The sequence below is a fragment of the Kutzneria buriramensis genome (assembly GCF_003387475.1).
Taxonomy (GTDB): domain Bacteria; phylum Actinomycetota; class Actinomycetes; order Mycobacteriales; family Pseudonocardiaceae; genus Kutzneria; species Kutzneria buriramensis.
On record NZ_QUNO01000020.1, the window covers coordinates 74486 to 100673 of the forward strand.

The window sequence follows — 26188 nt, forward strand, 5'->3', positions numbered from 1 at the left end:
ACCGTCCCGTGGCTCAGTCGACCGCGACCGGCCGGCGGTCGGCCAGTTCGGTGACGAGGTCCTCGGCGATGGCCATGCCCTGCCGCCACACCGACCGGCAGACGATCTTCGACGGGTCGACGCGGCCCTTGTAGCGGTCGGCGATGTCCGTGCACTCCTCCAGGAGTCCCTCGGACAGCGTGGTCGGGCACAGGCCCAGCGTGAGGAAGCGGTCGTTGCGGACGACGAGGTCGTTCTCCACGGCCTCCTGCCGCGGGTTGGGCAGGTTCGCCACCTCGACGCCGGTCATGGCGCTGACCAGCTCGGCCAGGTCGCGCACCCGGTGCGTCTCGGTGATCTGGTTGAAGACGGTGGGTTTCTCGCCCGGCTCGGGCGGATTGGCCAGCGCGAGCTCGATGCAGCGCACGGTGTCACGGATGTGGATGAACGCTCGGGTCTGGCCGCCGGTGCCGTGCACCGTCAGCGGGTGGCCGATGGCCGCCTGCATGAGGAACCGGTTGAGCACGGTGCCGTAGTCGCCGTCGTAGTCGAAGCGGTTGATCAGCCGCTCGTCGCGGGCGGTCTGCGGGGTCTGCGTGCCCCACACGATGCCCTGGTGCAGATCGGTGACGCGCAGCCCGTCGTTGTGCGCGTAGAAGGCGAACATGAGCTGGTCCAACGTCTTCGTCAGGTGGTAGACGGAGCCGGGGTTGGCCGGGTGCAGGATCTCCCGCTCCAGGTCGCCGTCGGGGGTCGGCACCTTGACGGTGAGGTAGCCCTCGGGAACGGGGGCGGAACCCGACCAGCCGTAGCCGTAGACGCCCATGGTGCCCAGATGGACCAGCGCGGTCTCACCGCCGGTGACCACCAGCGCGGCCAACAGGTTGTGAGTCGCGCGCACGTTGTTGTCGACGGTGTAACGCTTTGAAACAGTGGAGCGCATGGAGTACGGCGCGGCCCGCTGCTCGGCGAAGTGCACGACGGCGTCCGGTCGAAGCCGTCGCAGCGTCTCGACGAGCCGGTCGTACTCGGTGGCGAGGTCCAGTCGGACGAAACCGATGTCCCGCCCGGAAATCTGACGCCAGACCCGTAACCGCTCGCCGAGCGGGCGGATCGGGGTCAGCGAGTCGACCTCCAGCTCGAGGTCGATGGCTCGTCTGCTCAGGTTGTCGAGGATGGCGACGTCGTGGCCGTGGTCGGACAGGTGCAGCGCCGTCGGCCAGCCGCAGAATCCGTCTCCGCCCAGAACAAGTACACGCATGCGAAATGCACCCCTCGGGAGTTCTGTCCAGGGACCACCATGGCGCGACCGCGAGGAATCCAGGGGATCGCGCAGGCGGGGGGAGCGTCGGCGGGAGAGCGTCAGGGTCCGCCGGCCGGTCGAGTTAGATAGTAAAGTTTATTAACTCGGACTCGGAGACTATTCGCATACGTGGACCGCGTCAAGCCGCCGACCGCCGAGCGAAGCTCGTCTTCGACGCCGTGGATGGAAACGTTTTCCGTGCTGGACCTGCACTATGAGGCCATCTGGCCGGGGCTTGACGGCCCGTGCGCGACGGGCCTACGCTCCGCCGCACAGTAAGGAAAGTTTCCTAACAAACTGGTCGCTCCCTCTGGAGGAGGACCCGTCATGGACGCTCGCCCGCGTGCCGAAATAAGGCGCATCGCCGACACCGCCGCCGCACAACTGCGTGACGCGACCGCCGAGGACATCCTGAGCTGGGCCGGCCGCACCTTCGGCGACCGGCTCGCGGTGGCCTCCTCGATGGCCGACACGGTGCTGGTGGACCTCGCGGCCCGCCACGCCCCCGGTGTGCACGTGCTGTTCCTGGACACCGGCTACCACTTCCCCGAGACCATCGGCACCCGGGACGCGATGGCCGCGATCTACCCGATCACGCTGGTCACGGTCACACCTGAGCAGACCGTGGCCGAGCAGGACCGGTCCTACGGGCCGCGGCTGTACACCCGCGATCCGGACAAGTGCTGCGCCCTGCGCAAGGTCGCACCCCTGGACGCGGCCCTGGAGCACTACGACGCCTGGGTGACCGGGCTGCGCCGCGAGGACTCGCCCACCCGGGCGGACACGCCCGTGATCGGCTGGGACGAGCGGCACGGCATGGTGAAGATCAACCCGCTCGCCGGGTGGACGGCCGAGGACGTGGCCGAACACGCGGCACGGCACGGGGTTCTCCAGAATCCGCTGCTCGCGGACGGCTACCTGTCTGTCGGCTGCCGCCCGTGCACCACCCGCGTCACGCCCGGCGCGGACCCGCGCAGCGGCCGCTGGCTCGGCCTGGTCAAGACCGAGTGCGGCCTGCACGGCTGAGCCGGAGATCTCCGCGGCACAAACATCCCCACCGGCACGAACATCCCTGTAGCACGACCACATCCGGCGGAACCGCCGCCCGCCGTGACCGAAAGGGGTTTCGGTGTGAGGGCGACGACCCGAGCACGGCACATCCTCTCGCACCTCGACGCCCTGGAGGCCGAGTCGGTGCACATCCTCCGCGAGGTGGCCGCGGAGTTCGACCGGCCGGCGCTGCTGTTCTCCGGCGGCAAGGACTCGACGGTGATGCTCCACCTGGCGCGCAAGGCCTTCCTGCCCGCCCCGATCCCGTTCCCACTGTTGCATGTGGACACCGGCCACAACTTCCCGGAGACGCTGGAGTTCCGCGACCGCACGGTGGAACGGTTCGGCGTCCGGCTGCTCGTCGCCGACGTGCAGTCCTACATCGACGCCGGCCTGCTCCAGGAGCGCGCCGACCGGACCCGCAACCCGCTGCAGACCCTGCCGCTGCTGCGGGCGATCGAGGCCAACCGGTTCGACGCGGTGCTCGGCGGCGGCCGCCGTGACGAGGAGAAGGCCCGCGCCAAGGAACGGGTCTTCTCGCTGCGCGACGAGTTCGGCCAGTGGGACCCGCGCCGGCAGCGGCCCGAGCTGTGGCGGCTGTACAACGGCCGGCACCGGCCGGGTGAGCACCTGCGCGTGTTCCCGCTGTCCAACTGGACCGAACTGGACGTGTGGGGCTACATCCGGGCGGAGGACATCGAGCTGCCCTCCATCTACTTCACCCACCGCCGCGAGGTGTTCCTGCGCGGCGGCATGTGGCTCGCGCCGGGGTCGTGGGGCGGGCCCGGCGACGGGGAGCCGGTGCAGGAACGGATGGTGCGGTACCGCACCGTGGGCGACATGTCCTGCACCGGCGCCGTCGACTCGCCGGCGGCCTCGGTCGACGAGGTGATCGCCGAGATCGCCGCGTCCCGGGTGACGGAACGCGGTTCCAGCCGCGCCGACGACCGGATGTCCGAGGCCGCCATGGAGGACCGCAAGCGGGAGGGCTACTTCTGATGACCACGACCGAGATCGCCGTCGGCGGGCTGCTCCGGCTGGCCACCGCCGGCAGCGTCGACGACGGCAAGTCCACCCTGGTCGGGCGGCTGCTGCACGACACCAGCGCGGTCATGCCCGACCAACTGGAGGCGGTCCGCCGGGTGTCCCGCGACAAGGGCCTGGCCCAGGCCGACCTGGCGCTGCTCACCGACGGCCTGCGCGCCGAGCGGGAGCAGGGCATCACCATCGACGTCGCCTACCGGTACTTCGCCACCGCCAAGCGGCGGTTCGTCCTCGCCGACACGCCCGGGCACGTGCAGTACACCCGGAACATGGTCACCGGCGCGTCCACCGCGCAGCTGGCGGTGATCCTGGTCGACGCCCGGCTCGGCTTCGTCGAGCAGACCGGCCGGCACACCGTGGTCTCCGCGCTGCTGCGGGTGCCGCACGTGGCGCTGGCGGTGAACAAGATGGACCTCGTCGACCACGACGAGGCGCGGTTCGCCGAGATCGCCGAGGAATTCACCGAGTACGCCAGGAGACTGGGCGTGCCGGACGTGGTGGCGATCCCGATCTCCGCGCTGTGCGGAGACAACGTGGTGGAGCCTAGCCCGAACATGAGCTGGTACGCCGGTCCGACGCTGCTGGAGCACCTGGAGACGGTGGACACCGACGGCGTGCCCGAGGCGACCCGGTTCCCGGTGCAGTACGTGGTGCGGGCGGCGGATTTCCGTGGCTACGCCGGACAGTTGTCGTCCGGCATGCTCCGGGTGGGCGACGAGGTGGCCGTACTCCCGGCCGGCCACCACACCCGGATCACCGGGATCGAGCTGGGCGGCGCTCCGGTGCAGGAGGCGTTCGCCCCGCAGTCGGCCGTGGTGCGGCTGGCCGACGCGGTGGACGTGGCCCGCGGCGACATGATCGCCCCGGTCGCCACCCAGCCGATCCCGGCCGACCGCCTGCTCTTGGTCGGCTGTCAGCTCGCGTCGCGGCCGATCCGGGTCGGCGACCGGGTGCTGCTGCGGCACACCACCCGTACCGTCCGGGCCGTGGTCGAGGGCATCGACGAGCGGCTGGACGTGCACTCGCTGCGTACCGACAACGCGCTGGACACCTTGTACACCAACGAGATCGCGCTGGTGTCGGTGCGCACGGCGGAGCCGGTCGCGGTCGACCCGTACGAGGCGAACCGGCACTGCGGCGCGGTGCTGTTGATCGACGAAGCCAGCGGCGACACGCTGACGGCGGGAATGGTGGGCGTGCCCACGTGGTGGCCGTGAGACGGCTGTTACCCGTCGCCGCCGCGGCCCTGCTGCTCGCCGGCTGCTCCTCGGCGGCGTCGTCGGAGAACCGGCTCCGTCTGGGATATCTGGGCAACCTCACGCACGTGACGCCGATCATCGGTGTGGCGAACGGGTTCTTCGCCAGGGCACTGGGGAGCACGCCGCTGACCACGCAGGTGTTCAACGCTGGCCCGGCGGAGATGACCGCGCTGCTGGGCAACCAGCTCGACGCCGCCTATGTCGGACCGTCCTCCGCGCTCAACGGTTACGTGAAGAGTCACGGCGAGGCGCTGAAGATCGTCGCCGGGGCGACCATGGGCGGCGCCGAGCTCGTCGTCAGATCGACCATCGGCTCGCCGGCCGACCTCAAGGGGAAAACGCTTGCCACGCCCCAACTCGGCAACACCCAGGATGTGGCCCTGCGGTACTGGCTCAGCCAGCACGGCCTGAGGACCACCACCGACGGTGGCGGCGACGTGTCGATCCGCCCGCAGGACAACGCCACCACGCTCGACCAGTTCCACGCCGGCAAGATCGACGGCGCCTGGCTGCCGGAGCCGTGGGCGTCCCGCATGGTGGTCGAGGGAGGAGCCAAGATGCTGGTGGACGAGCGGCACCTGTGGCCGGACGCCCGCTTCCCCAGCACCGACCTGGTCGTCTCGACCACCTTTCTGCGCGACCACCCGGACATCGTGCGGCGGCTGATCGACGGAGAACTGGCCACCAACGACTGGATCGACGCCAACGCCGCGCAGGCGCAGAAGACCGCGAACACCGAGTTGAAGCGGCTCAGCGGCGCCGCCCTCACCGACGCCGAGATCATCCGCGCCTGGGGCGAGCAGCAGGTCACCGACGACCCGCTCGCCTCGACGGTCGGCGTGCAGGCTGATCACGCCGTCAGCGTCGGCCTGATGAGCGCGACCGACCTGCGCGGCATCGTCGACACCGGCCCGCTGAACGCGGAGCTGGCGGCGAAGAAGCGTCCCGCGGTCGACGACGCCGGGCTGGGGGCCAAGCAATGACCCTGATCACGGGCCAGACCATCAGGGAGGCGGTCGCGCTGGACGGCGTCGGCAAGACGTTCGAGGGCGGCCCGCCGATCCTGGAGGACATCTCGCTGTCCGTGCGCTCCGGCGAGTTCGTCTGCCTGCTCGGCGCCTCCGGCTGCGGCAAGTCCACGCTGCTCAACCTGATCGCCGGCCTGGACACGCCCACCGCGGGCACCGTCGAGCTCGACGGCGGCCACGCCGCGCTGATGTTCCAGGAATCCGCCCTTTTCCCCTGGCTCACCGCGGCCCGCAACGTCGAGCTCGCGCTGCGGCTGCGCGGGATGCCGCGCGGCCAGCGGCACACCGAGGCCCGGCGGCTGTTGTCGTTGGTACGCCTGGAACACGCCCAGCACAAGCGTCCACACGAGCTGTCCGGCGGCATGCGGCAGCGGGTCGCGCTGGCCCGCGCGCTGGCCCAGGGCAGCGAGGTGCTGCTGATGGACGAGCCGTTCGCCGCGCTGGACGCGATCACCCGGGACGTGCTGCACGAGGAGCTGATCCGACTCTGGCAGCACGCCCGGTTCAGCACCGTGTTCGTCACACACAACGTGCGTGAGGCGGTCCGGCTGGCGCAGCGCGTCGTGCTGCTCACGTCGCTGCCGGGCCGGATCGCGCGGGAGTGGACCGTGGACATCCCGCACCCGCGGCGGGTCGAGGACGCGGCCGTCGCGGCGCTGTCCGTGGAAATCACCGAACATCTCCGGGAGGAGATCCGACGACATGGCCAGACCTGACAACAACGGGCTGGCCCGGCTGGAGGCGGGTCTCGACTCGCTGGCCGGCGCCCGGTCCGCGCCCCGACGACGACTGCGCCAGAAGCTGCTGCCGCCGCTGGTCGCGGTGGCGGCGGTGCTGGCCACCTGGCAGGGCCTGTATCTGGCCGGAGTGCAACCCGATTGGGTGTTGCCCGGGCCGGCGGAGGTGTGGCACTCGCTGGCCGACGCGGCCGGCAGGGGCGAGGTGTGGTCCAGTGTGTGGAACAGCGTTTCGCGTGGCGGACTCGGCTTCCTGGTGTCGGTGGCGGTCGGCACTCCGCTGGGCATCGTGGTCGGCCGCAGCCGGACGATCCGCACCGCCGTGGGGCCGATACTTTCCGGGTTGCAGAATCTCCCGTCGGTGGCGTGGGTTCCGCCCGCGGTCATCTTCCTCGGTGTAACACCTGGAACGATCTACACGGTGATCCTGCTCGGCGCCGTGCCGTCCATCGCGAACGGCCTGATCGCCGGGCTCGACCAGGTGCCGCCGCTCTACCTCAAGGTGGGCCGAAACCTCGGCGCCACCGGGCTTTCCTCGGTGGCGCACGTGTTGCTGCCGGCGGCCCTGCCCGGTTACGTCGCCGGCCTCAAGCAGGGCTGGGCCTTCGCCTGGCGGTCGCTGATGGCGGCCGAGATCATCGCCACCTCGGCCTCGCTCGGGCACGGCCTGGGCCAGCTGCTCAAGCAGGCTCAGGACACCAACGACATGGCGCTGGCCTTCGGCGCCATCGCGTTGGTGCTGGTGGTGGGCATCGGGGTGAACCAGCTGGTGTTCGCGCCGGTGGAGCGGCGGGTGCTGCGCTCGCACGGGCTGACCTCGGCGGACCGGTCATGACTGTCCATTATGGAGCACTGGTGGCCGGATCCGGCCGGGTCGTGACCGGATCCGCCGTTCGGCGGTCTGCCGCGGCGAAATTGTTAGGAAGGGTTCTTTACTAATCCGGGTGATTGGTCCTAAGCTTTGCGTCACCGCCGCCTTCGCAGTCCTGGCGCCCCAGCCAGCCAGCTACGGAGGCAACCATGTCCAGACGTGCCATCGTCCCCGTCCTGACGTCCGGTCTGCTCTCGGTGCTCGCCGTCATCGCCATGGTGCTCACCGCGATCGTGCCGGCGTCGGCGGCGCCCGCCGCGCCGCACGCGAGCACCCAGCAGACGTTCCTGACGTTCTACGGCTGGTGGGACAACACGCCCCCGGGCGGGGACATCTCCTACCCGAAGCTGCACCAGACCGCGGGCGGCACCGGCACGTTCGCGGACCCGATCACGTTCGCCACCTCCACCAAGGAGGTCAAGCCGGGCGGCAGGATCTACGTGCCGCGGGTGGGCAAGTACTTCATCATGGAAGACGGCTGCGACGAGTGCAACGCGGACTGGAACGGCAAGGGCCCCAACGGCGGCCCGAACCTGTGGCACTTCGACCTCTGGCTCGGTGGCAAGGGTGGGTCCCCGATCAGTGCCATCGACTGCGAGGACGCGCTTACCCACTACAACGACAACGGCACGCCGACGATGGAACCAGTGATCATCGACCCGCCGTCGAACGAGAAGGTCAGCTCGGACCCGATCTTCAACACCTCGACGGGTAACTGCATCGGCGGCGCCGAGCCGACCATCACCACGGGCCCGTACAAGAGCAAGGGCTCCGGTGTCTGCCTCGACACCAACGGTGGCACCAAGAACGGCTTCACGCTCGGCGTGAAGGCGTGCAACGGCTCGGCCCAGCAGACCTTCACCTTCGACGGCACGTTCCTGTCCGTCAACGGCCGCGCCCAGCTCAACAAGAATCTGTGCGCGGACTCCAAGGGCGGCAGCATCGCGTTCAAGACGTGCACCGGTGGACCGACCCAGCAGTGGTCGGAGAACCCGAACGGGACCATCTCCGACATCCAGACCGGCAAGAAGTGCTTCCGGGCGACGGCGACCGCGGTGACCGCGGGCAGCTGTTCGGGCTCGGCCGCGCAGTGGACGTTCCCCACCACGACCGCGAAGTAACCGGTCGTACCAGAAAGCCCAGGCAGGGGCGGGACGTCGCCGGCCCCGACGCGCGTCAGGGTGCGCGAAGGGGCCGGCGGCGGACTGGGGCGTCCGCCGCGCATCGCAGCCAACACTGCCATTTCGCCAATTCCCTCATTTCCCCGGAGGTTCTCCTTGTCTCGAAAGCGGGTCGTCGCCATCGTGACGGCCACCATGTGCGTCGCCGGGGGGCTGGTGGCGGCCTCACAGGCCGCGATCGGCGCCACGGCGGGCAGCCACGCCCTCGTCAACCTGGACACCTCGGCCGGCAACCGGCGTGCGCCCGTCTCCGGTCTGTACGACTGGAGCAAGGCCGGGTTCCGCGGCGGGCAGAACCTGCCCGGCGCCGGCGACATCAACCCGGACAAGTCCTGCCAGATCACCGCGGCGCAGCTGGCCAGCACGTACAAGGTGATCCCGAACGACAACGTCGACGACACCAACGGCATCCAGGCCGCGATCGACAAGCTGCACTCGACCTGTTCGGCCAAGGGCAGCTACAACAAGCTCAGCCTGATCACGTTCCCGGCCGGGCAGTTGGACGTCACCCACGAGATCCACGTGGACGCCAACTACCTGGTGCTGCGCGGAGCCGGCACGGACGCGACGAAGTTCGTGTACGCGCCGGACAAGAACACCCAGTACGACGTCCTGACGCCCGACGGCGACCAGTGGGACCAGAGCAACATGGGCTTCGACGACGCCAGCGGCGGCTGGCTGTGGCCGGGCCGCGGCCTGTTCCGGGTGCAGTCCCGCGGCGTGGACCCGAGCTACGCCAGCGAGTACAAGTCCGCGCCGGCCAACCGGAAGGACGAGTTCGAGGGCACGGTCAACGTGCACTGGAAGGTCGGCGCCAAGCTCCGCGTGAAGCCGGGTGACAAGGGCTTCGCCGCGCGCACCGGCGACAAGGTGGTCTACCTGGCCACCAACGCCGACATGAAGAACATGAAGGTCGGCGGCTTCATCAACATCCGCGCCGCCAACTCCGTCAACTTCTACAAGTCGATGAACGCGTACCCGACCACCTGGCCGCTCCAGAACCTGCACATGCGGCAGCAGTGGTTCACCATCGCGGCGGTCGACACCAAGAACCACACGGTGACCGTGGACAAGCCGCTCGAGTACGACGTGCCGGTCGACTCCACTTCGGACGGTTCGGCGCCGATCGACGGCACCGCGTACGCCTCCAAGGCGTCGCCGATCGTCGACCCGATCGTCGGTGTGGGCTTCGAGAACTTCTCCTACACCCAGGTCGCCCCGCCCGGCGTGACCCAGGCCCAGGCCAAGGACAACTACGGCAACCTGGCGCCGTCCCTGGCCATGCAAGGGATCGTGTTCAAGTGGGCGGCCAACGACTGGGTGACCGGCATCCACGCGATCATGACCGGCTCGCACCCGATCGTGACCGAGGAGGCCAAGAACCTCCAGATCGTGAACAACGAGCTGGACGGCTCGTGGAACAAGGGCAAGGGCGGCAACGGCTACTTCCGCGGCTCCCGCGTGTGGGACTCGCTGTATGCCGGCAACACCACCCGCGACCTGCGCCACTTCACCTTCCAGTGGTCGGCCTCGGGCAACGTGGCCATCGGCAACGACATCGACTCCGACTTCAACGTCCACGGCGGGTACGAGCGCAACAACCTCATCGAGGACAACACGCAGAAGGTGTCCTACGCCCACCGCTCGGGCAACTGCACCGCGCACTGCGGCGACGAGGGCAACGACCCGCCGGACGACTCCACCTGGTTCCCGATCTACTGGTCCACGGGCCAGAAGGCGGTCAAGTGGTCGGGTTCCTCGGGCTACCGCAACGTCTTCTTCAACAACGACATGCAGAAGCAGGTGACCGACGGCGCCCCGTACACGCCGTACTACCCGAGCCGGCACACGATCTACCAGTTCGGCTGGGACGGCACGGGCTACCACCACCTGGACGTCGGTGGCGCGCCGATCACCGACTGGGCGCACAACGAGCAGAAGGACTACACCAACGGCCACGGCGTGGACGCGAGCAAGAGCGATTCCGGTCAGTCGCTGTTCCTGAAGACAGTCAACACGTCCACGGCGAAATAACGGCCAGAGAGGAACGGTTCCTGTGATCAAGACAATGGCGGCGGCCGCCCTCGTGGCCGGACTCGCCGCACCGCACGTGTCGTCGACGATCAATGTCAGCACCGCGGCCCAGCTGATCGCCGCGCTCAAGGCGGCCAAGCCGGGCGACACCATCCAGCTGGCCGACGGCGACTACGGCGACCAGTTCATCGCGACCACGCCGGGCACGGCGTCCGCGCCGATCACGTTGGTGGGCAGCGCGAAGGCGGTGCTGCACGATCCGAAGTTCAAGCTCGGCGACACCGACTGCCCGTCCGGCCAGACGGGGTACGGTCTGTGGCTGCAGGGCGCGAACTACTGGAATCTCAAGGGCTTCACGGTCACCACCTCCAAGAAGGGCATCGTGCTCGACGGTGCGTCGCACGTCACGATCGATGGCGTGAGCGTGCACGACATCGGGTACGAGGGTGTGCACTTCCGCAAGAGCAGCCCGTTCGGCGTGATCAAGAATTCCTCGGTGTACAACACCGGCCTGGAGCAGCCGGGCTACGGCGAGGGCGTCTACATCGGCTCGTCCAACAGCAACTGGTCGTGCTACGGCACCAACAAGGGCAAGGGCCCCGACGCCAGCGACAACGTCCAGGTGCTGAACAACAAGATCGGCCCGAACGTGGCGGCCGAGGGCATCGACGTCAAGGAGGGCACCACCGGGGGCGTGATCGACGGCAACACTCTGGACGGGACCGGCGAGAAGAACGAGAACTCGGCCGACTCCACGATGGACATCAAGGGTGACGGCTACAAGATCACCAACAACACTGCCGAGAACGGCTTCCTCGACGCGATCCAGACGCACAACCTCTGGAAGAAGACCGGCTGTGGCAACACGTTCAGCAACAACACGTTCGTCGTGACGAACAAGGACGGCTACGGCGTCAACTCCACCAACCAGAGCCAGTGCGTCTCGTCGAAGTCGCCCAACGTGATCGGCGCCTCCAACAAGAGCACCGGGGGCAAGGGCCTGTCCAAGACCCCGACCACACCGGGCGTGTAGCGGAGAGGGGGCCGTCCCGCATCCAGCCGCTATGCGGGCCGGCCCCCGTTCCCCCTGCTGGAAAGGAATTCCCTGTGATCAAGAGCATTGCCGCGGCCGCGCTCGTCGCCCAGTTGGCCGCGCCCCACGTCTCCTCCACGATCAACGTCAGCACCGCCGCCCAGCTGATCGCCGCGCTCAAGGCGGCCAAGCCGGGCGACACCATCCAGCTGGCCGACGGCGACTACGGCGACCAGTTCATCGCGACCACGCCGGGCACCGCGGCCAACCCGATCACGCTGGTGGGCAGCGCGAAGGCGGTGCTGCACGATCCGAAGTTCAAGCTCGGCGACACCGACTGCCCGTCCGGCCAGACGGGGTACGGTCTGTGGCTGCAGGGCGCGAACTACTGGAATCTCAAGGGCTTCACGGTCACCACCTCCAAGAAGGGCATCGTGCTCGACGGCGCGTCGCACGTCACGATCGACGGCGTGAGCGTGCATGACATCGGGTACGAGGGTGTGCACTTCCGCAAGAGCAGCGCCTACGGCGTGATCAAGAACTCCTCGATCTACAACACCGGCAAGGAGGAGCCGGGCTTCGGTGAGGGCGTGTACCTGGGCTCCGCCAACAGCAACTGGTCGTGCTACGGCGCGACGCCGAGCACTCCGGACGCCAGCAACTACACCCAGGTGCTGAACAACAAGATCGGGCCGAACGTGGCCGCCGAGGGCATCGACGTCAAGGAGGGCACGCACGACGGCGTCATCGACGGCAACACCCTCGACGGGACCGGTGAGAAGAACCAGCACGACGCCGACTCCACGATGGACATCAAGGGCGACAAGTACAAGATCACCAACAACATCGCCAAGAACGGCTTCCTGGACGACATCCAGCTGCACAACGTGTGGGGCAACACCGGCTGCGGCAACACGTTCAGCAAGAACACGCTGACCGTGAAGAACAAGAACGGATACGGTATCAACGCGACCGACCAGAGCCAGTGCACCTCGGAGAACTCGCCGAATATCATCGGCGCCTCCAACAAGAGCACCGGTGGCAAGGGGTTGTCCAAGACCCCGACCACACCGGGGGTCTGACGGGTGCGGGGGCCGGCTCGTGGCACCGGCCCCCGTTCCTCAGGCGATCGGCCGGCTCAGCCGGGCGTTGACCGGCTCGATCGGGACCAGGCGGTTGGCCGCCGCCACCGTGACCGAACCGGTGCTCATGCTGATGATCAGCGACACTCCGGCGCCGGGGCCGACGCCGGAGTGGCCGCAGACCGCCTTGGCCGGATTCACCAGCCAGCCGAGGCCCAGCTGGGCGGCTCCCGGCGGTCCAGCCTGCGGGCGCAGGGCTTCCTCTGTCAGCTCGGGTGTCAGCAGCGAGGTCCAGTGCCGGCCGAACCGCACCAGGTCCGGCGCCGTGGTCCACAGGCCCCCGGCTGCCGCCGTCGTCGACACGTGGCGTTCCGCCTCCTCGAACGTCCCGTCGTCGGCCAGGTGGTAGCCGGTGACCACGGCGCCTCCCGGCCAGTGGGTCGGGAAGTCCGAGTCCGCCATGCCCAGCGGCTCGAACACCAGGGTCCGCACCGCGTCGGGGTAGGCAACCCCGGTGACGTCGGCGATGATCTTGCCCAGCACGGCGTAGCCGCCGTTGCTGGGCACGAACTCGCCGCGCCGGTCCGAGCAGGGGATGGTCGTGTCGTGGTAGGCGAATTCGGGTGCTTCCGGGGCGAACTGAACCTCGGGGCTGACGACGCCGGCGGTGTGGGTGAGCAGCTCCCGGACCGTGATGTCGTCGTCGGCCAGGCGTGGCCCGCGGAGGAGTTCGTTGGCCCGGCGGTCGATGCCGTCGACGACCTTCAGCACGGCGACGGCCGTGATCAGCTTGGCCACGCCGTAGGCGGGGAAGCGGTGGTCGGGGCGTAGTTCCTCGCGGCGGTCCAGGTCGGCCCAGCCGCGGGCGACCGTCCACTCCGGACTGCCGGCGAGGATCAGGCCCGGCAGGCCCAGTTCCGCCATCGACTGCTCGGCGATGTCCTGTCCCCGCTGCGGCGCGTCCCCGGTGGTTCGGCTTGTCGGGTTGTTCACCCGCGTGTCCGTGAGCCTCTTGGCGATCGGGTACATGCGCAGTGCCCGCAGCCGGTGCGGCGGCTCGTCCTCCGCCGAGGCCTCGATGCGCAGTCCCGCGATCTCCGCCCGGACGGTGTCGTCGGTGCTCGCGTCGACCGTGAGCTCCTCGCGCAGCTTCGCCGCCACCGAGCGGAGCTGCTTGGTCAGGATGTCGGGCGGCACCATGCCCAGGAACCGCTCGGTGAGGTGTTCGCCCAGCTCCGTGTCGCTCGGCGGCGACCAGTTCTCGTCGTCCTTGAACCGGTCGACCAGCCACCGCACGTGCGGCAGGGCCGTGGTCTCCGGGCTGATCGCGTTCTTCAGCGCCGGCCAGCTGGGGAACCCGTGCTCGCGGGCGATCGCCAGCTGGGCTTCGTGCAGGGTGCCGAACTCCGCCGCCGCGAGCCGCCGCTTCGCCTCGAGTTTCAGGAAGCGCAGGCTGGGCCGGTCGGGGAGGGCACGGGATGACTCGGACAAGGCAGTCCTTCCTCGGCGCCCGTGGGTCCGCGACATCGGGCGGGAAAGACCTGCCGTCAGTGGGTGGAGCTCTTTCCGGTGGGCTTGCAGCCCTGCCCGCGGACCCAGAGGCGGCCGGCACCGCCGTTTTCACGGTAGCGCGTGGTTGCGACCCGCCGCAAACGGGTTGCCGCTAGGGTGGGCCCATGGCGTCCGTCAAGCAGGTCCAGGTCACGTTCGACTGCGCAGATCCCGTGCGCGTCGCCCGATTCTGGAGCGAGGTGTTGGGCTACGGGCCGGCGGCCGAGTCCGACGGCTCGTGGTCCGCGTGCAGCGATCCCACCGGCGTGGGACCGCGGCTGTACTTCCAGCGGGTGCCCGAGGGCAAGGTCGCCAAGAACCGAGTGCACATCGACGTCCGGGCCGCGCCCGGCCTCGCCGGCGCCGAGCGCCTGGCCGCGCTCGAGGCGGAGTGCACCCGCGTGGTCGCCCTCGGCGCGACCCGCGTGCAACTCCTGGTCTCCGACGACCAGAACGAGTCGTGCATCAACATGCAGGACATCGAGGGCAACGAGTTCTGCCTGGACTGAGACGTGTCCGCGGCGCTGACACGGTTGCCGGATCTTCGCGGCTGGGATGCCGACGGCTTGTCCGACGTCCGCAGCCGACCGACTCCAACGCCTGGCTTCGTCTGGCCGAGGATCAAGCGGCGGTCAAGAGCAGTCGGCCTTCCCCGGTCTCCTCGTCGACGTGCACCAAGATCGTGGCTTGCTCCTCCTCCGGCAGTCGGAGGGTGAAGTAGGGGTCCAGCTGCATCAGAAACGTCCAGGCATCGCGATTTCCGCCTGGTGGCAAAGCGGCCAGCACGGCCGAGGCGTGCCACCCCGAGTCGTCGACAACAACGGTGAGTTCACCTCGAACGAGCCGAGACGGGTGTCGGAGTTCGCCTGCCACTCCAGTCGTGCGGGTCCCGGGTAGCTGTCCACGTGCGGATTGTCTCCGCACGTCCCGCCCGAGACCACCGAGATACGCTCGGTGCGGCCAAGCCCGACTATTCGGTCGGGCGATCGGGTTGTGCCCACGGATGCACGATCGTGCCGGGCCGACCGAGGCGATGTTCGGCTCACCGGTCGACCCGCGCACTCCGTGCACGGCCGGTTCGGTTAGAGCCGGTCCGCCGCGACGATCGCCTTGGCGAAGTCGCGCGGGGCCTCCTGCGGCACGTTGTGCCCGACGCCGCGGAAGATCCGGTGCTGGTACGGCCCGGTGAACATCTTTCGGTACGAGGAGCCGTCGATGTTGGCGCCGTCGAAGTCGCTGCCGATGGTGATCGTCGGCGCCGTGACCGGCGGCGCGGCCTGGAGCCGCTGCTCGATCGCCTCGTACTGGGCCTCACCCGGCGCCAGGCCGAGCCGCCACCGGTAGTTGTGGATCACGATGGCCACGTGGTCGGTGTTGGTGAACGCCTGCGCGCTGCGGTCGTAGGTGGCGTCGGAGAACTTCCATCGCGGCGAGGCGTTGGTCCAGATGAGCTTGTTGAAGTCGTGGCGGTTCTCGGTGTAGCCCGTGACGCCCCGCTCGGTGGCGAAGTAGTACTGGTACCACCAGCCCAGTTCGGCCGCCGGCGCCAGCGGCGTCTGCTGCGCCTTCAGGTTCGTCACCAGGTAGCCGCTGACCAGCACCGCGGCCTTCACGCGCTCGGGCCACAGCGCGGCGACGCAGCCGGCGGTGCGCGAACCCCAGTCGTAGCCGCCGAGGATCGCCCGGTCGATGTGCAGGGCGTCCATCAGCGAGATCACGTCCGACGCGGTGGCGGACTGCTGCCCGTTGCGCACGGTTTGCGCGGACCGGAACGTGGTGCTGCCGTAACCGCGCAGGTACGGCACGATGACCCGATATCCGGCCGCGGCCAGCAACGGGGCGACGTCGACGTAGCTGTGGATGTCGTACGGCCAGCCGTGCAGCAGGATGACCACCGGCCCGTCGGCGGGCCCGTCCTCGGCGTAGCCGATGTTCAGCGGCCCGGCCTGCACCTGCTTGAGCTCCTTGAACGCGGTGTGGCCGTTCTCCGCCGCGACGGCGGTGCCCGAGCCGGTGCCGGCGAGCGTGCCGGCCGCCACCACGCCGGCGAACCCCTGCGCGAACAGTCTCCTGCTGATCATCACAACTCCTGACGGCAACGGCGATCACGGCGTTTCCCACGCTAGTGACCGGCGGCTGAGCCCGCGACCGTCGGATGACTCAACCGGTGTACGTCACCCGCCGAGCACGTCTCGCAATTCGCCGCGCGAGCTGATGCCCAGCTTCGGGAAGATGCGGTGCAGGTGCGTGCCGATCGTCCGGTGCGAGAGGTAGAGCTGCTGCCCGATCTCGCGGTTCGTGAGGCCCGACGCGGCGAGCCGAGCGATGTTCAGCTCGTGCGGGGTGAGCTCGCCGACCGCGTCGGCGGCCTGGTCGGGGCTGGCCTCGCCGGCCGCGCGGAGCTCGTTGCGGGCCCGTTCGGCCCACGCCGTCACGCCGAGCGCCTCGAACGTCTCGCGGGCCGCCCGCAGCTGCGGGCGGGAATCGGAGGGGCGTCGCTGCCGGCGCAGCCATTCGCCGAAGGCCAGCTGGATGCGGCCGCGCTCCAACGGCCACGGGTCCGCGTCGAGGGCCGCGCGGAACAGCTTCTCCGCCTCGTCGTCCGGGGCGAGGACCGCCCGCGCGTGCCGGAGTCCGATGTGCAGCGCGGGAGACGGCGTCATCGCGGCGTACATCTCGAACTCCCGCAACAGTTCCTCCAGCGGCCCGAGCTGGCCGCAGCGGACGGCGGCCTCGGTCAGCTCGGCGATCACATAGCAGCGCAACGCCATCTGGTACGCCGGGTCGGCGGAATCGTTGAGGCGCATGAGGTTCGCGAACGCGTCGGCGTGCCGACCCTCGCCGAGCGCCGCGACGCCGCGAGCCAGCTGCACGGTCGCCAACACCGGTCGGGCGCCGGCGGCGAGCCCGATCCGTTCCGCCGCAACGCACAGCTCCTCGGACCTGGCGTAGTCGCCGCGCAGGGCGGCGATTTCCGCCTGTACGGCAACGGAAAGCCCGTGTATGTACGGCTGCGCGGTCTCGACGGCGAGCCGCTCACCCTCCTCGGCGGCGGACAACGCCGTCGCGAGATCACCCAGCCGCACACAGCTCCACGCCTGCACGCCGACCGCCCGGGCGAGGAACGCGAGCCGGCCCTGCGTGCGCAGACCCGGCTGTGCGGCGGCGGAAAACCGTGCGGACAGGTCGAACGCCCCGACCTGCATCGCCGCGCTGCCGAGGAACCGGTCCACCTGCGGGTCGCGAACCTGCCCGGCCAGCACGGTCAGATCGGCCAGCACGGACTCGCCTCGCTCGAACGGCGTCACGTACGCGTTGATCGCCACCAGCCGCGGGTCGTGCCGGTCGAGCGGCATCCGGTCGGCGGCCCTGGTGAGCCGCCGCCGGTCCGCCGGCCCCGGCTCGACCCAGAAGCAGCGCATCGCCGCGCCCCACAGGATCCCCATCGCCAGGTCGAGTGTGCCGTCGGCCAATACCGACACGGCCAGGTCGGCGAGCTCGCCCGGGCCGGACAGGCCGTCGCGCAGGCCGTCATCGAAGCTGGTCGGCAACCACCGGACCACGGCCTGCTGGTTCGCGTTCAGCTCGAGCCGTGAGGCGTCCGTGAGCAGCCGGTCGACGAGCTCCCGCTGGCCGGTCTCCACGGCGAGGCCGGCCGCCTTCAACAGACGCACCGCCCTGAGCTCCGCCGACTCGCTGAGCTGCGCCGACCGCTCGAAGGACGCCACCGCCGCCTCGACGCCGCCCCGGCGCTCCGCTCGCTGGGCACTGTCTTCCAGCTCTTGAGCCACCGCCTCGTCCGGGCCGTTGGCGGCCGCCGCGCGGTGCCAGGCGCGGCGGTCCGGCTCGTCGATCGCCCCGGCCAGGGCCTTGTGCGCCGCCTGGCGTGCGGAAGGCGAGGCATCCTTGACGACGGCGGACCGCATCAGCGGATGCCGGAACGTCATGGTGTCCTGCTCGACGACGATGAACCCCGCCTCGACCGCCGGGGTGAGCGCCACCAGGTCCGCATTCGCTGCGCACAACGCGTCGGAGACCGCACTGCTGTCGTTCAGGGCGGCGATCAGCAGGAAGGTCTGTGTCGTAGCCGGCAGCGCCCGCGCGCGCGTCGCGAAGGTCTGCTCCATGCCGGTGATGTCGCCGCGGGAAAGCTCCCGCAGCGCCAGCGGATTGCCGGCCGCCGCCGTGACCACCCGAGATTTCGTCGCCGAATCCAATTCCGGTGCGGCCTCGTCCAGCAGCTCGAATGATGCTTCGGCCGACAGCGACGCGAGGTTGAGGGCCGGCAGGCCGGCGGCGTCCAAACGGGAAGCCTCTCCGTCCCGAATTGCCGCCACGAACACGATCGGCTCCGATTCCAGCCGCCGCGCCACGAACGTCAGCACGTCCTGGCTGGTCGGATCCAGCCAGTGCGCGTCGTCCACCACGAGCAGCACCGGCCGCTCGGCCGCCGCCTCCGCGAGCAGGTTCAGCGCCGCCATGCCGACCAGGTAGATCTCCGGCCGCGGGCCGTCCGTCAGACCGAGGGCGGCGCGCAGCGCCTCGCGCTGGGCCGCCGGCAGGCAGTCGATCGACTTGCGGAGGGGGAACAGGAGTTGGTGCAGGCCCGCGAAGGTGAGGTGCTGCTCGGCCGCCACCCCGGTCGCCGTGAGCACCCGCAGCCCGGTGGCGCGGATCTCCGCCAGCAGCGCCGACTTGCCGATGCCCGCCTCGCCGCGCACCACCAGCGCCCCGCCCCGCTCGCGGATGCCGCCGACCAGCGCCGCCAGCCGGGTACGTTCCGACTCCCGTTCACACAGCGCCACGAACCATCCCCCTCAGCAGTTTCCCCTGCTTGCAGGCTAGGCCAACGCGGGGCGCGGCACCGACCGGTCATTGCGGGCGTAACGGGCGGCACCGGGCGTCGATAGTGATGACCAGGACAGGGCCAGGGGAGGAATTCGTGGAATTGCGCACGTGCGCGAAATTGACGGTCTCGATCGTTTTGCTTGTGGCCTTGGCGGCCTGCGGGTCCGGGGTGGCGACCCCACCACCCATCACGACGACAACGACGACAACGACGACAACCACGACCAGCTCCGCCGCGCCCACCACGACGACCACCACACTTCCGCCCCCGACGACCACCACCACGATCGCGCCGCCACCTCCGCCGCCGACCGTCGAGCAGCCCCCGCCCGCGCCGCAGACCACGGCCGCCGCGCCGCCACCGGCGAACGTCTACTACGCGAACTGCGCCGCCGCGCGGGCCGCCGGCGTCGCGCCGCTCTATCGCGGCCAGCCCGGCTACCGGTCCGGGCTCGACCGGGACGGGGACGGCATCGCCTGCGAAAAGTAAACACTGTGGCTTCAGTGTCAATTGAAGTCAATCCGCTGGTAACCCGGAGTTCCTTGTTCCGGCCGTGACCCGCCGGGTATGCCTGAGCTGTGATCCAGCAATCCCCAGAGGTCCTCGCCCGCTTCCCGGAACTCCAGCACGACGACATGGTGGTCGAGTACGAGGACGGCGACGAGCCGATCCTGCTGCGCGCCGACGGCTCCGTCGTCGACACGTGGCGGGAGAACTACCCCTACTCCTCGCGGCTGGGCCGGGACGAGTACGACCTCGTCAAGCGGCTGCTCCAGATCGAGCTGCTGAAGATGCAGTACTGGATCAAGGAAACCGGCCGCCGCATGGTCATCGTCTGCGAGGGCCGGGACGCGGCCGGCAAGGGCGGCACGATCAAGCGGTTCACCGAGCACCTCAACCCCCGCGGCGCGCGGGTGGTGGCGCTGGACAAGCCGACCGAGCGCGAGCAGGGCCAGTGGTACTTCCAGCGCTACGCCGCGCACCTGCCCACGGCCGGCGAGATCGTGCTGCTGGACCGCTCCTGGTACAACCGCGCCGGCGTCGAGCGGGTGATGGGCTACTGCACCGAGGACCAGTACCGGCGCTTCCTGGAGCAGGCTCCGACGTTCGAGCGGATGCTGGTGGACGACGGCGTGATCCTGGTCAAGCTGTGGTTCTCGGTGTCCCAGGCCGAGCAGCGCACCCGCTTCCTGATCCGCCAGGTCGACCCGGTGCGGCAGTGGAAGCTCAGCCCGAACGACGTCGAGTCACTGGACCGCTGGGACGCCTACACGGCGGCGAAGGTGGCGATGTTCCGCGCCACCGACACCGACTACGCGCCGTGGACCGTGGTGAAGAGCAACGACAAGAAGCGGGCCCGCGTCGAGGCGATGCGGCACGTGCTCTCGCTCGTCGACTTCGAGGACAAGGACCACGAGGTGATCGGCAAGCCCGACCCGAACGTGGTCGGCGCGGCGTCGACCCTGCTGGAGGCGGGCGAGGACGACCACCGTTAGAGGTTGTCGAGGATCAGCGACAGGGTGAAGTCGAACCGGTCGTGCCCGGTGCCGGCGGTCAGGTCGGCGGCGTGGCGCCGGGTGTGCGGGAACCGGTCGGCCGGCAGGGCGCCGAACCGGTCCATGAGTTCCTCACGGCTGAGGACCCACTCCTGCCCCCGCTGGACGAGCGAGCGCTCCAGCGTGTAGCCGCAGACGTAGAGGGTGAGCGCGTCCAGCGCCCAGGCGGCGGTCCGGGGTTCGACGCCGCCGGCCAGCAGGATCGCCAGGATCCCCTCGGCGACCCGCAGCGTCTCCGGGTTGGTGGGGACGATGGCCAGCGCGGCGCGGGAGACGCCGGGGTAGGCCAGGTACTGGTCGCGGATCTGGGCGTAGACGTCGCGGATCTGCCGTCGCCACGTGGCCGGGTCGGGCGCGGGCAGCTCGATGCCGGCAAGCAGGCGGCCGATGAGCAGGTCGTCGAGCTCCTCCTTGCTGACGATGTGCGCGTACAGCGAGGAGGGTCCGGTGCCGAGCACGGCCGCGACGCGCCGGATCGTCAGCGCGTCGTAGCCCTCGGCGGCGATGACCTGGAGCGCCGCGTCGGTGATGCGGTCGGCCGTGATGGGAGTCTTGCGCGGCATGCCGGCCACTCTACCGGCCTGTACGAACTTAGTTCGTCACCGCCGCCCGGAGGATCTTGACGGGTTGGGCCGGCGAGCCGTCCAGCGGGCCCCGGTCGCTCGGGATGATGCCGGCGGCAACGATCCGGTCCAGCACGTCCATGCCGCGGATGACCGTGCCCATCACCGAGTAGTCGGTCGGGATGTGGGCGAACGAGTGCACGATGAACCACTCGCTGCCGTTGGTGCCGGGCCCCTGGTTGCCCATCGCGATCGTGCCCCGGCCGTAGGTCTCGGTGCCGTCGGTCTCGTCCGGGAACTTGTAGCCGGGGCCGCCCTTCTCCACCTCGTAGATGTCCCCGCACTGCAACACACCCAGCCGCGTGCTGTTGGTCAGCCGCCAGCACTGGCTGTGGTCGTAGAACCGCTGTGCCACCAGGCTGATCATGTTGTGCACGGCGCACGGGGCGGCGCCGGCCCGGTTCAGGCGCACGGTGACCGGTCCGTAGTTGAACCAGTAGGTCACGTCGACGGTGCCGATGGTCGGTGCGATCGGCAGCGGCCGCAGCACCGGCCGGGCGGCCGGATTGTCCGGCGTCGGCGTGAAAGTGCAGCGGGTCAGGGGCACAGTTGCCGCCATCGCGGGTTGAACGGGAAAGATCAGCGCGCCGGCCAGTCCGAGCACGGCGAGAACACCACCCCAGTGCTTCCTCATGGCTGGCAAGCTAGCTCACGTGACGGAAACTCGCCCTGCCACCCGCGCCGACATCCCCGAATTCCCCGCCACCAGGCCGGAAAGCTGCCCGTTCGACCCGGACTCGGCCTTCACCCGGCTGCGCGCGGAAGACCCGGTGACCCCGGTGCGCTGCCCGGCCGGCATGGACGCGTGGCTGGTCAGCCGGTACGAGGACATCCGCGCCGTGCTGGCCGATCCGCGCGTGAGCGCTCGCGCCGCGACGTCCAACCACATGCTGCCGGACTACGACGACGCCGACCCGCTGCCCGGGGCGATCCTCTCGCACGACGGCGAGGAGCACGCGCGCCTGCGTCGGCTGCTCATCGGCGAGTTCACCGTGCGGCGGATGGAGGCGCTGCGGCCCTACATCCAACGGATCACCGACGAGCACATCGACGGGATGCTCAAGGGCGCCGACGCCGACCTGCTCACCGACTTCGCGCTGCCCATCCCGTCGCTGGTCATCTGCGAGATGCTGGGCGTGCCCTACGCCGACCGCGACATGTTCCAGCACGACAGCCAGGTGCTGATCGGTTTCGAGGCGGACATGGCCACCCGCGAGGCGACGGCGCAGCGGCTGCGGGACTATCTGCGGGAGCTGATCGAGCAGCGGATGGTCGAACCGCGGGACGACCTGGTGAGCCGGCTGATCGCCCGTGGGAACGAGACCGACCGGCCGCTGATCATGGAAGAGCTGGAGATCCTCGCCCTGTCGCTGCTGGTCGCCGGGCACGAGACGACCGCCAACACGATCGTGCTGAGCATGTCGGCGCTGCTGGCGAATCCCGAGCAGTTGGCCGCCATGCGTGCCGCGCCGGAGACCATCGGCACCGCCGTCGAGGAGTTGCTGCGCTACCTGTCGGTGGTGCAGTTCGGGATCTTCCGGTACGCGACGGAGGACCTCACGGTCGGTGGCATCGACGTCAAGGCGGGGGAGTGGCTGATCGCCGCCACCCAGTCCGGCAACCGGGACGAGCAGGTCTACCCGCACGCCGACCGCCTCGACGTCACCCGGAAGGACCGCACGCACCTGGCCTTCGGTTTCGGGGCGCACCAGTGCATCGGCCAGCAGTTGGCGCGGATCGAGCTCCAGGTCGCGCTGACGGCGTTGCTGCAACGCGTGCCGGGCCTGCGGCTGGCGGAGCCGCAGGCGCCGTCCGATTTCAAGCACAACGGGATCGTCTACGGGCTGCGGAGCATGCCGGTCACCTGGTGACCGTGCGGTTGTCGTGCTTGCGGGCCGCGAACTCGTAGGCGTCGGCGACGAGCTTGCGCACCGTGTCGGCGGTGCGCAAGCCGGGGTTGACCACGCAGACCCAGTGCTGGCCGGCATATTCGGGGTGGGGTAGGAGCGTGTCCCGGGCGGTGTATGAGTCCACTGTGGACTTGGTGATCAGTTCGGCGTAGCCGGCCTTGGTGAGGCCGATGTTCACGCGGTACGCGCCGTCGCGGCCGAGATCGGACGCCGTGTCGTAGTGGTCGCCGGTGACGATCGTGACGAACGGGAGCTGCCGCTGCGGCGGCAGGTCGCCGTCCGGGTCGTAGAGGAAGAACAGGTCGCCCTGGTGCTCGGCGACCCGTACTCCGGCGAAGGTGTCAGTGATGTGCCTGGTCAGTTCGTCGACATCCACCCTTCAAGTGTGTCATTGAACCGCTATGTGAGGCTTTCGTCGTTGCCGTCTGCTGTTATGGCGCACAACCCTCAAGTGGGTCACCACACGCCGGGGATGAGCCGGTTCGTCTCGCGCATGTAGGCGGCGTAGTCGTCGCCGAGGCCGTCGAGCAGCATCCGCTCCTCGACGCGGATCCGGTACAGGATGCCGGCGACCACCGTCAGCCAGAAGATCGCCGACGACGCGTAGTTGCCGATGATCAGCGCGACGCCGAGCAGCGCCACCAGCAGACCGGTGTAGGACGGGTGGCGCAGCACCCGGTACGGCCCCGAACGCACCACGTGGTGGTTCTCCTGGATGTGCACGACCGCCCGGAAGTAGCGGCCCAGGGTGGCGATCGACCACAGCCGGAAGCCGCCGCCCAGCGCGACGAGCACGATGCTCGCCGCCAGCCAGCCCGGCTGCCGGGACGGAAAGTCCAGCGCCGGCAGCGCTCTGCGGAGCAGTGTCGCCAGCCCGACCGCCAGCAGCGCCGACACGGCGATGCCGCCGTAGCTGCCGAACTCCCGCACCTTGGTTCGCTCGCTGCGCAGCAGCTGCGTCAGTTGAAGCGCGACCTCGCCGATCGCCCACAGCGCGATGACAACCCACAACACGACCGTCATTCCGCAACGGTAGATCCACGCCTACCATGCACGCATGGCACACGCCGTGACCGTGGTCGATGTGGACGCAGTTCCGACGGCCGTCGTGGCCGCGGCGACCACGTGGCGGGAGTTCCCGTCGCTGTGGAAGCCGCTGCTGGACGAGGTGTGGGCTTGCCTAAGGGCCGGCGGAATCACCAGCGGTTGCCGGAACATCATGCTGTACAAGGACGCTGTGCCCAACGTCGAGGTCGGCGTGATGCTGGATCGCCCGTGTCCGCTCACGGGCCGCGTCGTCGCCTCGGTGCTGCCCGCCGGCCGGGTGGCCCGCACCGTCCACTATGGATCGTACGCCGACCTCGGCGCCGCCCACCGCGCCGTCACCGACTTCTGCGGCGCTGAAGGTCTTTCTCGCAACGGCGTCTCATGGGAGACCTACGGCCCCCACCACGACGACCCCGCCCAGGTCTGGACCGAGATCACCTACCAACTCGCCTGAACCCCCGCGAGTCGCGCTCTCAGACACCCCGAATGTAACTCTGGGGCAGAACCCCCCGCGAGTCCCGCCCAGCGTCACACCGAAATGCGGGTTCGTGCACATCTGAGGCCCTGGGGTGGGTGCTGAGACCCGGGGTTCGTTTCTGCCTGAAATCGACATTCGGTGTGTCTGTGGGCGCGACTCGCGGGGGTTGTGATGCCGGTCTCGGGGTTTGACATGAAGTCAAGTCAGGTTGCATGCTTGAGCTCTCAACTGACATGAAGTCAAGTCAAGCCAGGGGTGACACGGGATGGCTCATCTGTTGCACATCGACTCGTCCATCAAGGGCGGGCAGTCGGTCAGCCGGAAGCTGACGGCGCGTGCCGTCGCGGTGTGGCGGGCGGCCCACCCGGACGGCACGGTCACGTACCGCGACCTGGGCCGGAACCCGATCCCGCACCTCGACGACAACGGCGGCATGGCCCGTCAGCTGCCGGTCGAGCAGCACACGCCGGAGCAGGCCGCGTCCTGGCGGCTCAGCGAGCAGCTGATCGGCGAGATCCGCGAGGCCGACGCCATCGTGCTGGGCCTGCCGCTCTACAACTACGGCGCGCCGAGCAGCGTCAAGGCGTGGGTGGACCACCTGCTCGCGCCGGGTCTGTCCTACGACCCGAGCACCGGCACCGGCCTGCTCGAGGGCCGGGACCTGATCGTCCTCGGCTCCCGTGGCGGCGGCTACGGCCCCGGCACGCCGCGCCACGGCTGGGACCACGTCACCCCGTGGCTGCCGCACGCCCTGGAGGCGACCGGCCTGGAGCCCCGCTTCATCACCGCCGAGCTGACGCTGGCCCCGGTCGTGCCGGCGATGGCGGAGCTCATCCCGCTGGCGGAGAAGAGCCTGCTCCAGGCCGAGCAGGAGATCGACGGCCTGTGGGCCCCGGTGCCGGTGGCCTGATCAGCCGGCGGGGCGCAGGGCGTCCAGGGCCTGGGTGATGTCGTGGTCGCCGGCGGTGCAGACGGAGCCGAGGATGGCCAGCACGGTGCCGTAGGCGAACTCGATCAGCTGGTCGAGGTCCAGGTCGAGGTCGTGGGCGAGCCAGTCCACGGTCATCTCGTCGACCGCGCCCATGGCGCCGCGCATGGCGACCCGCAGCTGGGGCACGGGCTCGCCCTCCACGCCGAGCAGCCGGCGCAGGAAGCAGACCCCGGACCGGCGGGTCTGCTCGACGAGCTCGTCGACCTCGGGGTCCTGGCCGCCGGCCCGCATGATCGCCATGGACGTGTGCACGTGGTCGCGGCGGTACTCGATCTGCCGCCGCACCACGCCGCGCAGCCACTCCGAGTTGGTGTCCTCGCCGGGCCGCCGGTCGTGCAGCGCGGCGATCTCGGCCTGCATCTGCCGCAGCACCTCGAGGTACAACCCGCGCTTGTCCTTGAAGTGGTAGAACAGCAGCCCGTGGGCGACGCCCGCCTCCTTGGCGATGTCGCTGATGTAGATCTCGTCGTACGGCTTGCGGGCGAACATCTCGGACGCGACCGCGACCAGCGCCGCGCGGCGCTGTCCCCGCGCCGGTGCCGTCGACCCCACGCTCATCCGCCAAGAATACCGGCCACCTGG

The 26188-nt window shown here is 69.6% G+C and carries 25 protein-coding genes; 16 read left to right on the forward strand and 9 right to left on the reverse strand.

Going from position 1 to position 26188, the window contains the following annotated elements; all coding sequences use genetic code 11:
• Window positions 1-13: 13 nt before the first annotated feature.
• The gene (locus tag BCF44_RS43715; RefSeq protein WP_116180423.1) at window positions 14-1240 is read right to left on the reverse strand and encodes an NAD-dependent epimerase/dehydratase family protein; all 1227 of its coding nucleotides are present in this window, start codon (window positions 1238-1240) and stop codon (window positions 14-16) included.
• A 369-nt stretch (window positions 1241-1609) separates the two neighbouring features.
• Here BCF44_RS43715 and BCF44_RS43720 point away from each other — a divergent pair, with 369 nt between their 5' ends.
• The 10 genes from BCF44_RS43720 to BCF44_RS43765 all read left to right on the forward strand — a co-directional run bounded on the left by BCF44_RS43720 (window position 1610) and on the right by BCF44_RS43765 (window position 12601).
• A complete protein-coding gene (locus BCF44_RS43720) occupies window positions 1610-2308 on the forward strand; it encodes a phosphoadenylyl-sulfate reductase (protein WP_116180424.1) in 699 nt (232 codons plus the stop codon).
• A gap of 105 nt (window positions 2309-2413) precedes the next feature.
• Window positions 2414-3331: a sulfate adenylyltransferase subunit CysD gene (gene cysD, locus BCF44_RS43725; RefSeq protein ID WP_211353506.1), complete on the forward strand. Its 918-nt coding sequence runs from the start codon at window positions 2414-2416 to the stop codon at window positions 3329-3331.
• Window positions 3331-4593 carry a sulfate adenylyltransferase subunit 1 gene (locus BCF44_RS43730; RefSeq protein WP_116180426.1) on the forward strand — a complete coding sequence of 421 codons (1263 nt, stop codon included), beginning with the start codon at window positions 3331-3333 and terminating at the stop codon, window positions 4591-4593. The genes cysD and BCF44_RS43730 overlap by 1 nt, the downstream gene beginning before the upstream one ends.
• Entirely contained in the window at window positions 4590-5618 is a 1029-nt protein-coding gene (locus tag BCF44_RS43735; RefSeq protein ID WP_246016160.1) for an ABC transporter substrate-binding protein, read from the forward strand. Before BCF44_RS43730 ends, BCF44_RS43735 begins: the two co-directional genes overlap by 4 nt.
• Window positions 5615-6379: an ABC transporter ATP-binding protein gene (locus BCF44_RS43740; protein ID WP_116180427.1), complete on the forward strand. Its 765-nt coding sequence runs from the start codon at window positions 5615-5617 to the stop codon at window positions 6377-6379. The genes BCF44_RS43735 and BCF44_RS43740 overlap by 4 nt, the downstream gene beginning before the upstream one ends.
• Window positions 6366-7235, forward strand: coding sequence for an ABC transporter permease (locus BCF44_RS43745; RefSeq protein WP_116180428.1), 870 nt, complete (start codon window positions 6366-6368; stop codon window positions 7233-7235). Before BCF44_RS43740 ends, BCF44_RS43745 begins: the two co-directional genes overlap by 14 nt.
• Window positions 7236-7420: 185 nt before the next feature.
• Entirely contained in the window at window positions 7421-8392 is a 972-nt protein-coding gene (locus tag BCF44_RS43750) for an RICIN domain-containing protein (RefSeq protein ID WP_116180429.1), read from the forward strand.
• 156 nt (window positions 8393-8548) lie between these two features.
• A complete protein-coding gene (locus BCF44_RS43755) occupies window positions 8549-10486 on the forward strand; it encodes a right-handed parallel beta-helix repeat-containing protein (RefSeq protein WP_246016161.1) in 1938 nt (645 codons plus the stop codon).
• A gap of 22 nt (window positions 10487-10508) precedes the next feature.
• The gene (locus BCF44_RS43760) at window positions 10509-11519 is read left to right on the forward strand and encodes a right-handed parallel beta-helix repeat-containing protein (protein WP_211353507.1); all 1011 of its coding nucleotides are present in this window, start codon (window positions 10509-10511) and stop codon (window positions 11517-11519) included.
• A gap of 74 nt (window positions 11520-11593) precedes the next feature.
• Window positions 11594-12601, forward strand: coding sequence for a right-handed parallel beta-helix repeat-containing protein (locus BCF44_RS43765; protein ID WP_170218070.1), 1008 nt, complete (start codon window positions 11594-11596; stop codon window positions 12599-12601).
• 39 nt (window positions 12602-12640) lie between these two features.
• Here BCF44_RS43765 and BCF44_RS43770 read toward each other — a convergent pair whose 3' ends face one another.
• Window positions 12641-14092: a serine hydrolase domain-containing protein gene (locus tag BCF44_RS43770; protein WP_170218071.1), complete on the reverse strand. Its 1452-nt coding sequence runs from the start codon at window positions 14090-14092 to the stop codon at window positions 12641-12643.
• A gap of 185 nt (window positions 14093-14277) precedes the next feature.
• Between BCF44_RS43770 and BCF44_RS43775 the strand changes: the two genes are divergently transcribed.
• Entirely contained in the window at window positions 14278-14661 is a 384-nt protein-coding gene (locus tag BCF44_RS43775) for a VOC family protein (RefSeq protein ID WP_116180432.1), read from the forward strand.
• Window positions 14662-15234: 573 nt separating this feature from the next.
• On the opposite strand, the gene BCF44_RS43780 is transcribed toward BCF44_RS43775, so the two are convergent.
• Entirely contained in the window at window positions 15235-16233 is a 999-nt protein-coding gene (locus BCF44_RS43780) for an alpha/beta fold hydrolase (RefSeq protein ID WP_116180433.1), read from the reverse strand.
• A 93-nt stretch (window positions 16234-16326) separates the two neighbouring features.
• Window positions 16327-18957 (reverse strand): AAA family ATPase, encoded by a 2631-nt coding sequence (locus BCF44_RS43785; RefSeq protein ID WP_116180434.1) that lies wholly within the window; start codon window positions 18955-18957, stop codon window positions 16327-16329.
• Between the two features lie 185 nt (window positions 18958-19142).
• Between BCF44_RS43785 and BCF44_RS59350 the strand changes: the two genes are divergently transcribed.
• Both BCF44_RS59350 and ppk2 read left to right on the forward strand, forming a co-directional pair.
• Window positions 19143-19490: an excalibur calcium-binding domain-containing protein gene (locus BCF44_RS59350; RefSeq protein ID WP_425460123.1), complete on the forward strand. Its 348-nt coding sequence runs from the start codon at window positions 19143-19145 to the stop codon at window positions 19488-19490.
• 89 nt (window positions 19491-19579) lie between these two features.
• Window positions 19580-20497 carry a polyphosphate kinase 2 gene (ppk2, locus tag BCF44_RS43795; RefSeq protein ID WP_379801599.1) on the forward strand — a complete coding sequence of 306 codons (918 nt, stop codon included), beginning with the start codon at window positions 19580-19582 and terminating at the stop codon, window positions 20495-20497.
• On the opposite strand, the gene BCF44_RS43800 is transcribed toward ppk2, so the two are convergent.
• Window positions 20494-21120 carry a TetR/AcrR family transcriptional regulator gene (locus BCF44_RS43800; RefSeq protein WP_116180577.1) on the reverse strand — a complete coding sequence of 209 codons (627 nt, stop codon included), beginning with the start codon at window positions 21118-21120 and terminating at the stop codon, window positions 20494-20496. The two genes, ppk2 and BCF44_RS43800, sit on opposite strands and share 4 nt — an antisense overlap.
• A gap of 28 nt (window positions 21121-21148) precedes the next feature.
• Window positions 21149-21814 carry a peptidylprolyl isomerase gene (locus BCF44_RS43805; protein ID WP_116180437.1) on the reverse strand — a complete coding sequence of 222 codons (666 nt, stop codon included), beginning with the start codon at window positions 21812-21814 and terminating at the stop codon, window positions 21149-21151.
• Window positions 21815-21833: 19 nt separating this feature from the next.
• Here BCF44_RS43805 and BCF44_RS43810 point away from each other — a divergent pair, with 19 nt between their 5' ends.
• Window positions 21834-23051, forward strand: a complete 1218-nt coding sequence (locus BCF44_RS43810) for a cytochrome P450 (protein WP_246016162.1) — start codon at window positions 21834-21836, stop codon at window positions 23049-23051.
• Here the strand turns inward: BCF44_RS43810 and BCF44_RS43815 are convergent.
• On the reverse strand, window positions 23041-23466 hold the full coding sequence (locus BCF44_RS43815; RefSeq protein ID WP_116180439.1) for a DUF6194 family protein: 426 nt from the start codon (window positions 23464-23466) through the stop codon (window positions 23041-23043). The two genes, BCF44_RS43810 and BCF44_RS43815, sit on opposite strands and share 11 nt — an antisense overlap.
• A gap of 80 nt (window positions 23467-23546) precedes the next feature.
• On the reverse strand, window positions 23547-24113 hold the full coding sequence (locus tag BCF44_RS43820; protein ID WP_116180440.1) for a methyltransferase family protein: 567 nt from the start codon (window positions 24111-24113) through the stop codon (window positions 23547-23549).
• Window positions 24114-24147: 34 nt separating this feature from the next.
• Between BCF44_RS43820 and BCF44_RS43825 the strand changes: the two genes are divergently transcribed.
• Both BCF44_RS43825 and BCF44_RS43830 read left to right on the forward strand, forming a co-directional pair.
• Window positions 24148-24591 carry a GyrI-like domain-containing protein gene (locus BCF44_RS43825; protein WP_116180441.1) on the forward strand — a complete coding sequence of 148 codons (444 nt, stop codon included), beginning with the start codon at window positions 24148-24150 and terminating at the stop codon, window positions 24589-24591.
• A 289-nt stretch (window positions 24592-24880) separates the two neighbouring features.
• A complete protein-coding gene (locus BCF44_RS43830; RefSeq protein WP_116180442.1) occupies window positions 24881-25525 on the forward strand; it encodes an FMN-dependent NADH-azoreductase in 645 nt (214 codons plus the stop codon).
• Here BCF44_RS43830 and BCF44_RS43835 read toward each other — a convergent pair whose 3' ends face one another.
• Window positions 25526-26164: a TetR/AcrR family transcriptional regulator gene (locus BCF44_RS43835; RefSeq protein WP_170218072.1), complete on the reverse strand. Its 639-nt coding sequence runs from the start codon at window positions 26162-26164 to the stop codon at window positions 25526-25528.
• Window positions 26165-26188 lie beyond the last annotated feature (24 nt).

What these genes read in the sequence shown, in the direction of transcription:
- BCF44_RS43775 (WP_116180432.1), top strand. Translation starts at nt 14,278, where the DNA reads ATGGCGTCCGTCAAGCAGGTCCAGGTCACGTTCGACTGCGCAGATCCC.
- BCF44_RS43820 (WP_116180440.1), bottom strand. Translation starts at nt 24,113, where the DNA reads ATGACGGTCGTGTTGTGGGTTGTCATCGCGCTGTGGGCGATCGGCGAG.
- BCF44_RS43750 (WP_116180429.1), top strand. Translation starts at nt 7,421, where the DNA reads ATGTCCAGACGTGCCATCGTCCCCGTCCTGACGTCCGGTCTGCTCTCG.
- BCF44_RS43740 (WP_116180427.1), top strand. Translation starts at nt 5,615, where the DNA reads ATGACCCTGATCACGGGCCAGACCATCAGGGAGGCGGTCGCGCTGGAC.
- BCF44_RS43730 (WP_116180426.1), top strand. Translation starts at nt 3,331, where the DNA reads ATGACCACGACCGAGATCGCCGTCGGCGGGCTGCTCCGGCTGGCCACC.
- BCF44_RS43825 (WP_116180441.1), top strand. Translation starts at nt 24,148, where the DNA reads ATGGCACACGCCGTGACCGTGGTCGATGTGGACGCAGTTCCGACGGCC.
- BCF44_RS43720 (WP_116180424.1), top strand. Translation starts at nt 1,610, where the DNA reads ATGGACGCTCGCCCGCGTGCCGAAATAAGGCGCATCGCCGACACCGCC.
- BCF44_RS43715 (WP_116180423.1), bottom strand. Translation starts at nt 1,240, where the DNA reads ATGCGTGTACTTGTTCTGGGCGGAGACGGATTCTGCGGCTGGCCGACG.
- BCF44_RS43800 (WP_116180577.1), bottom strand. Translation starts at nt 21,120, where the DNA reads ATGCCGCGCAAGACTCCCATCACGGCCGACCGCATCACCGACGCGGCG.
- BCF44_RS43745 (WP_116180428.1), top strand. Translation starts at nt 6,366, where the DNA reads ATGGCCAGACCTGACAACAACGGGCTGGCCCGGCTGGAGGCGGGTCTC.
- BCF44_RS43835 (WP_170218072.1), bottom strand. Translation starts at nt 26,164, where the DNA reads ATGAGCGTGGGGTCGACGGCACCGGCGCGGGGACAGCGCCGCGCGGCG.
- BCF44_RS43830 (WP_116180442.1), top strand. Translation starts at nt 24,881, where the DNA reads ATGGCTCATCTGTTGCACATCGACTCGTCCATCAAGGGCGGGCAGTCG.
- BCF44_RS43805 (WP_116180437.1), bottom strand. Translation starts at nt 21,814, where the DNA reads ATGAGGAAGCACTGGGGTGGTGTTCTCGCCGTGCTCGGACTGGCCGGC.
- BCF44_RS43780 (WP_116180433.1), bottom strand. Translation starts at nt 16,233, where the DNA reads ATGATCAGCAGGAGACTGTTCGCGCAGGGGTTCGCCGGCGTGGTGGCG.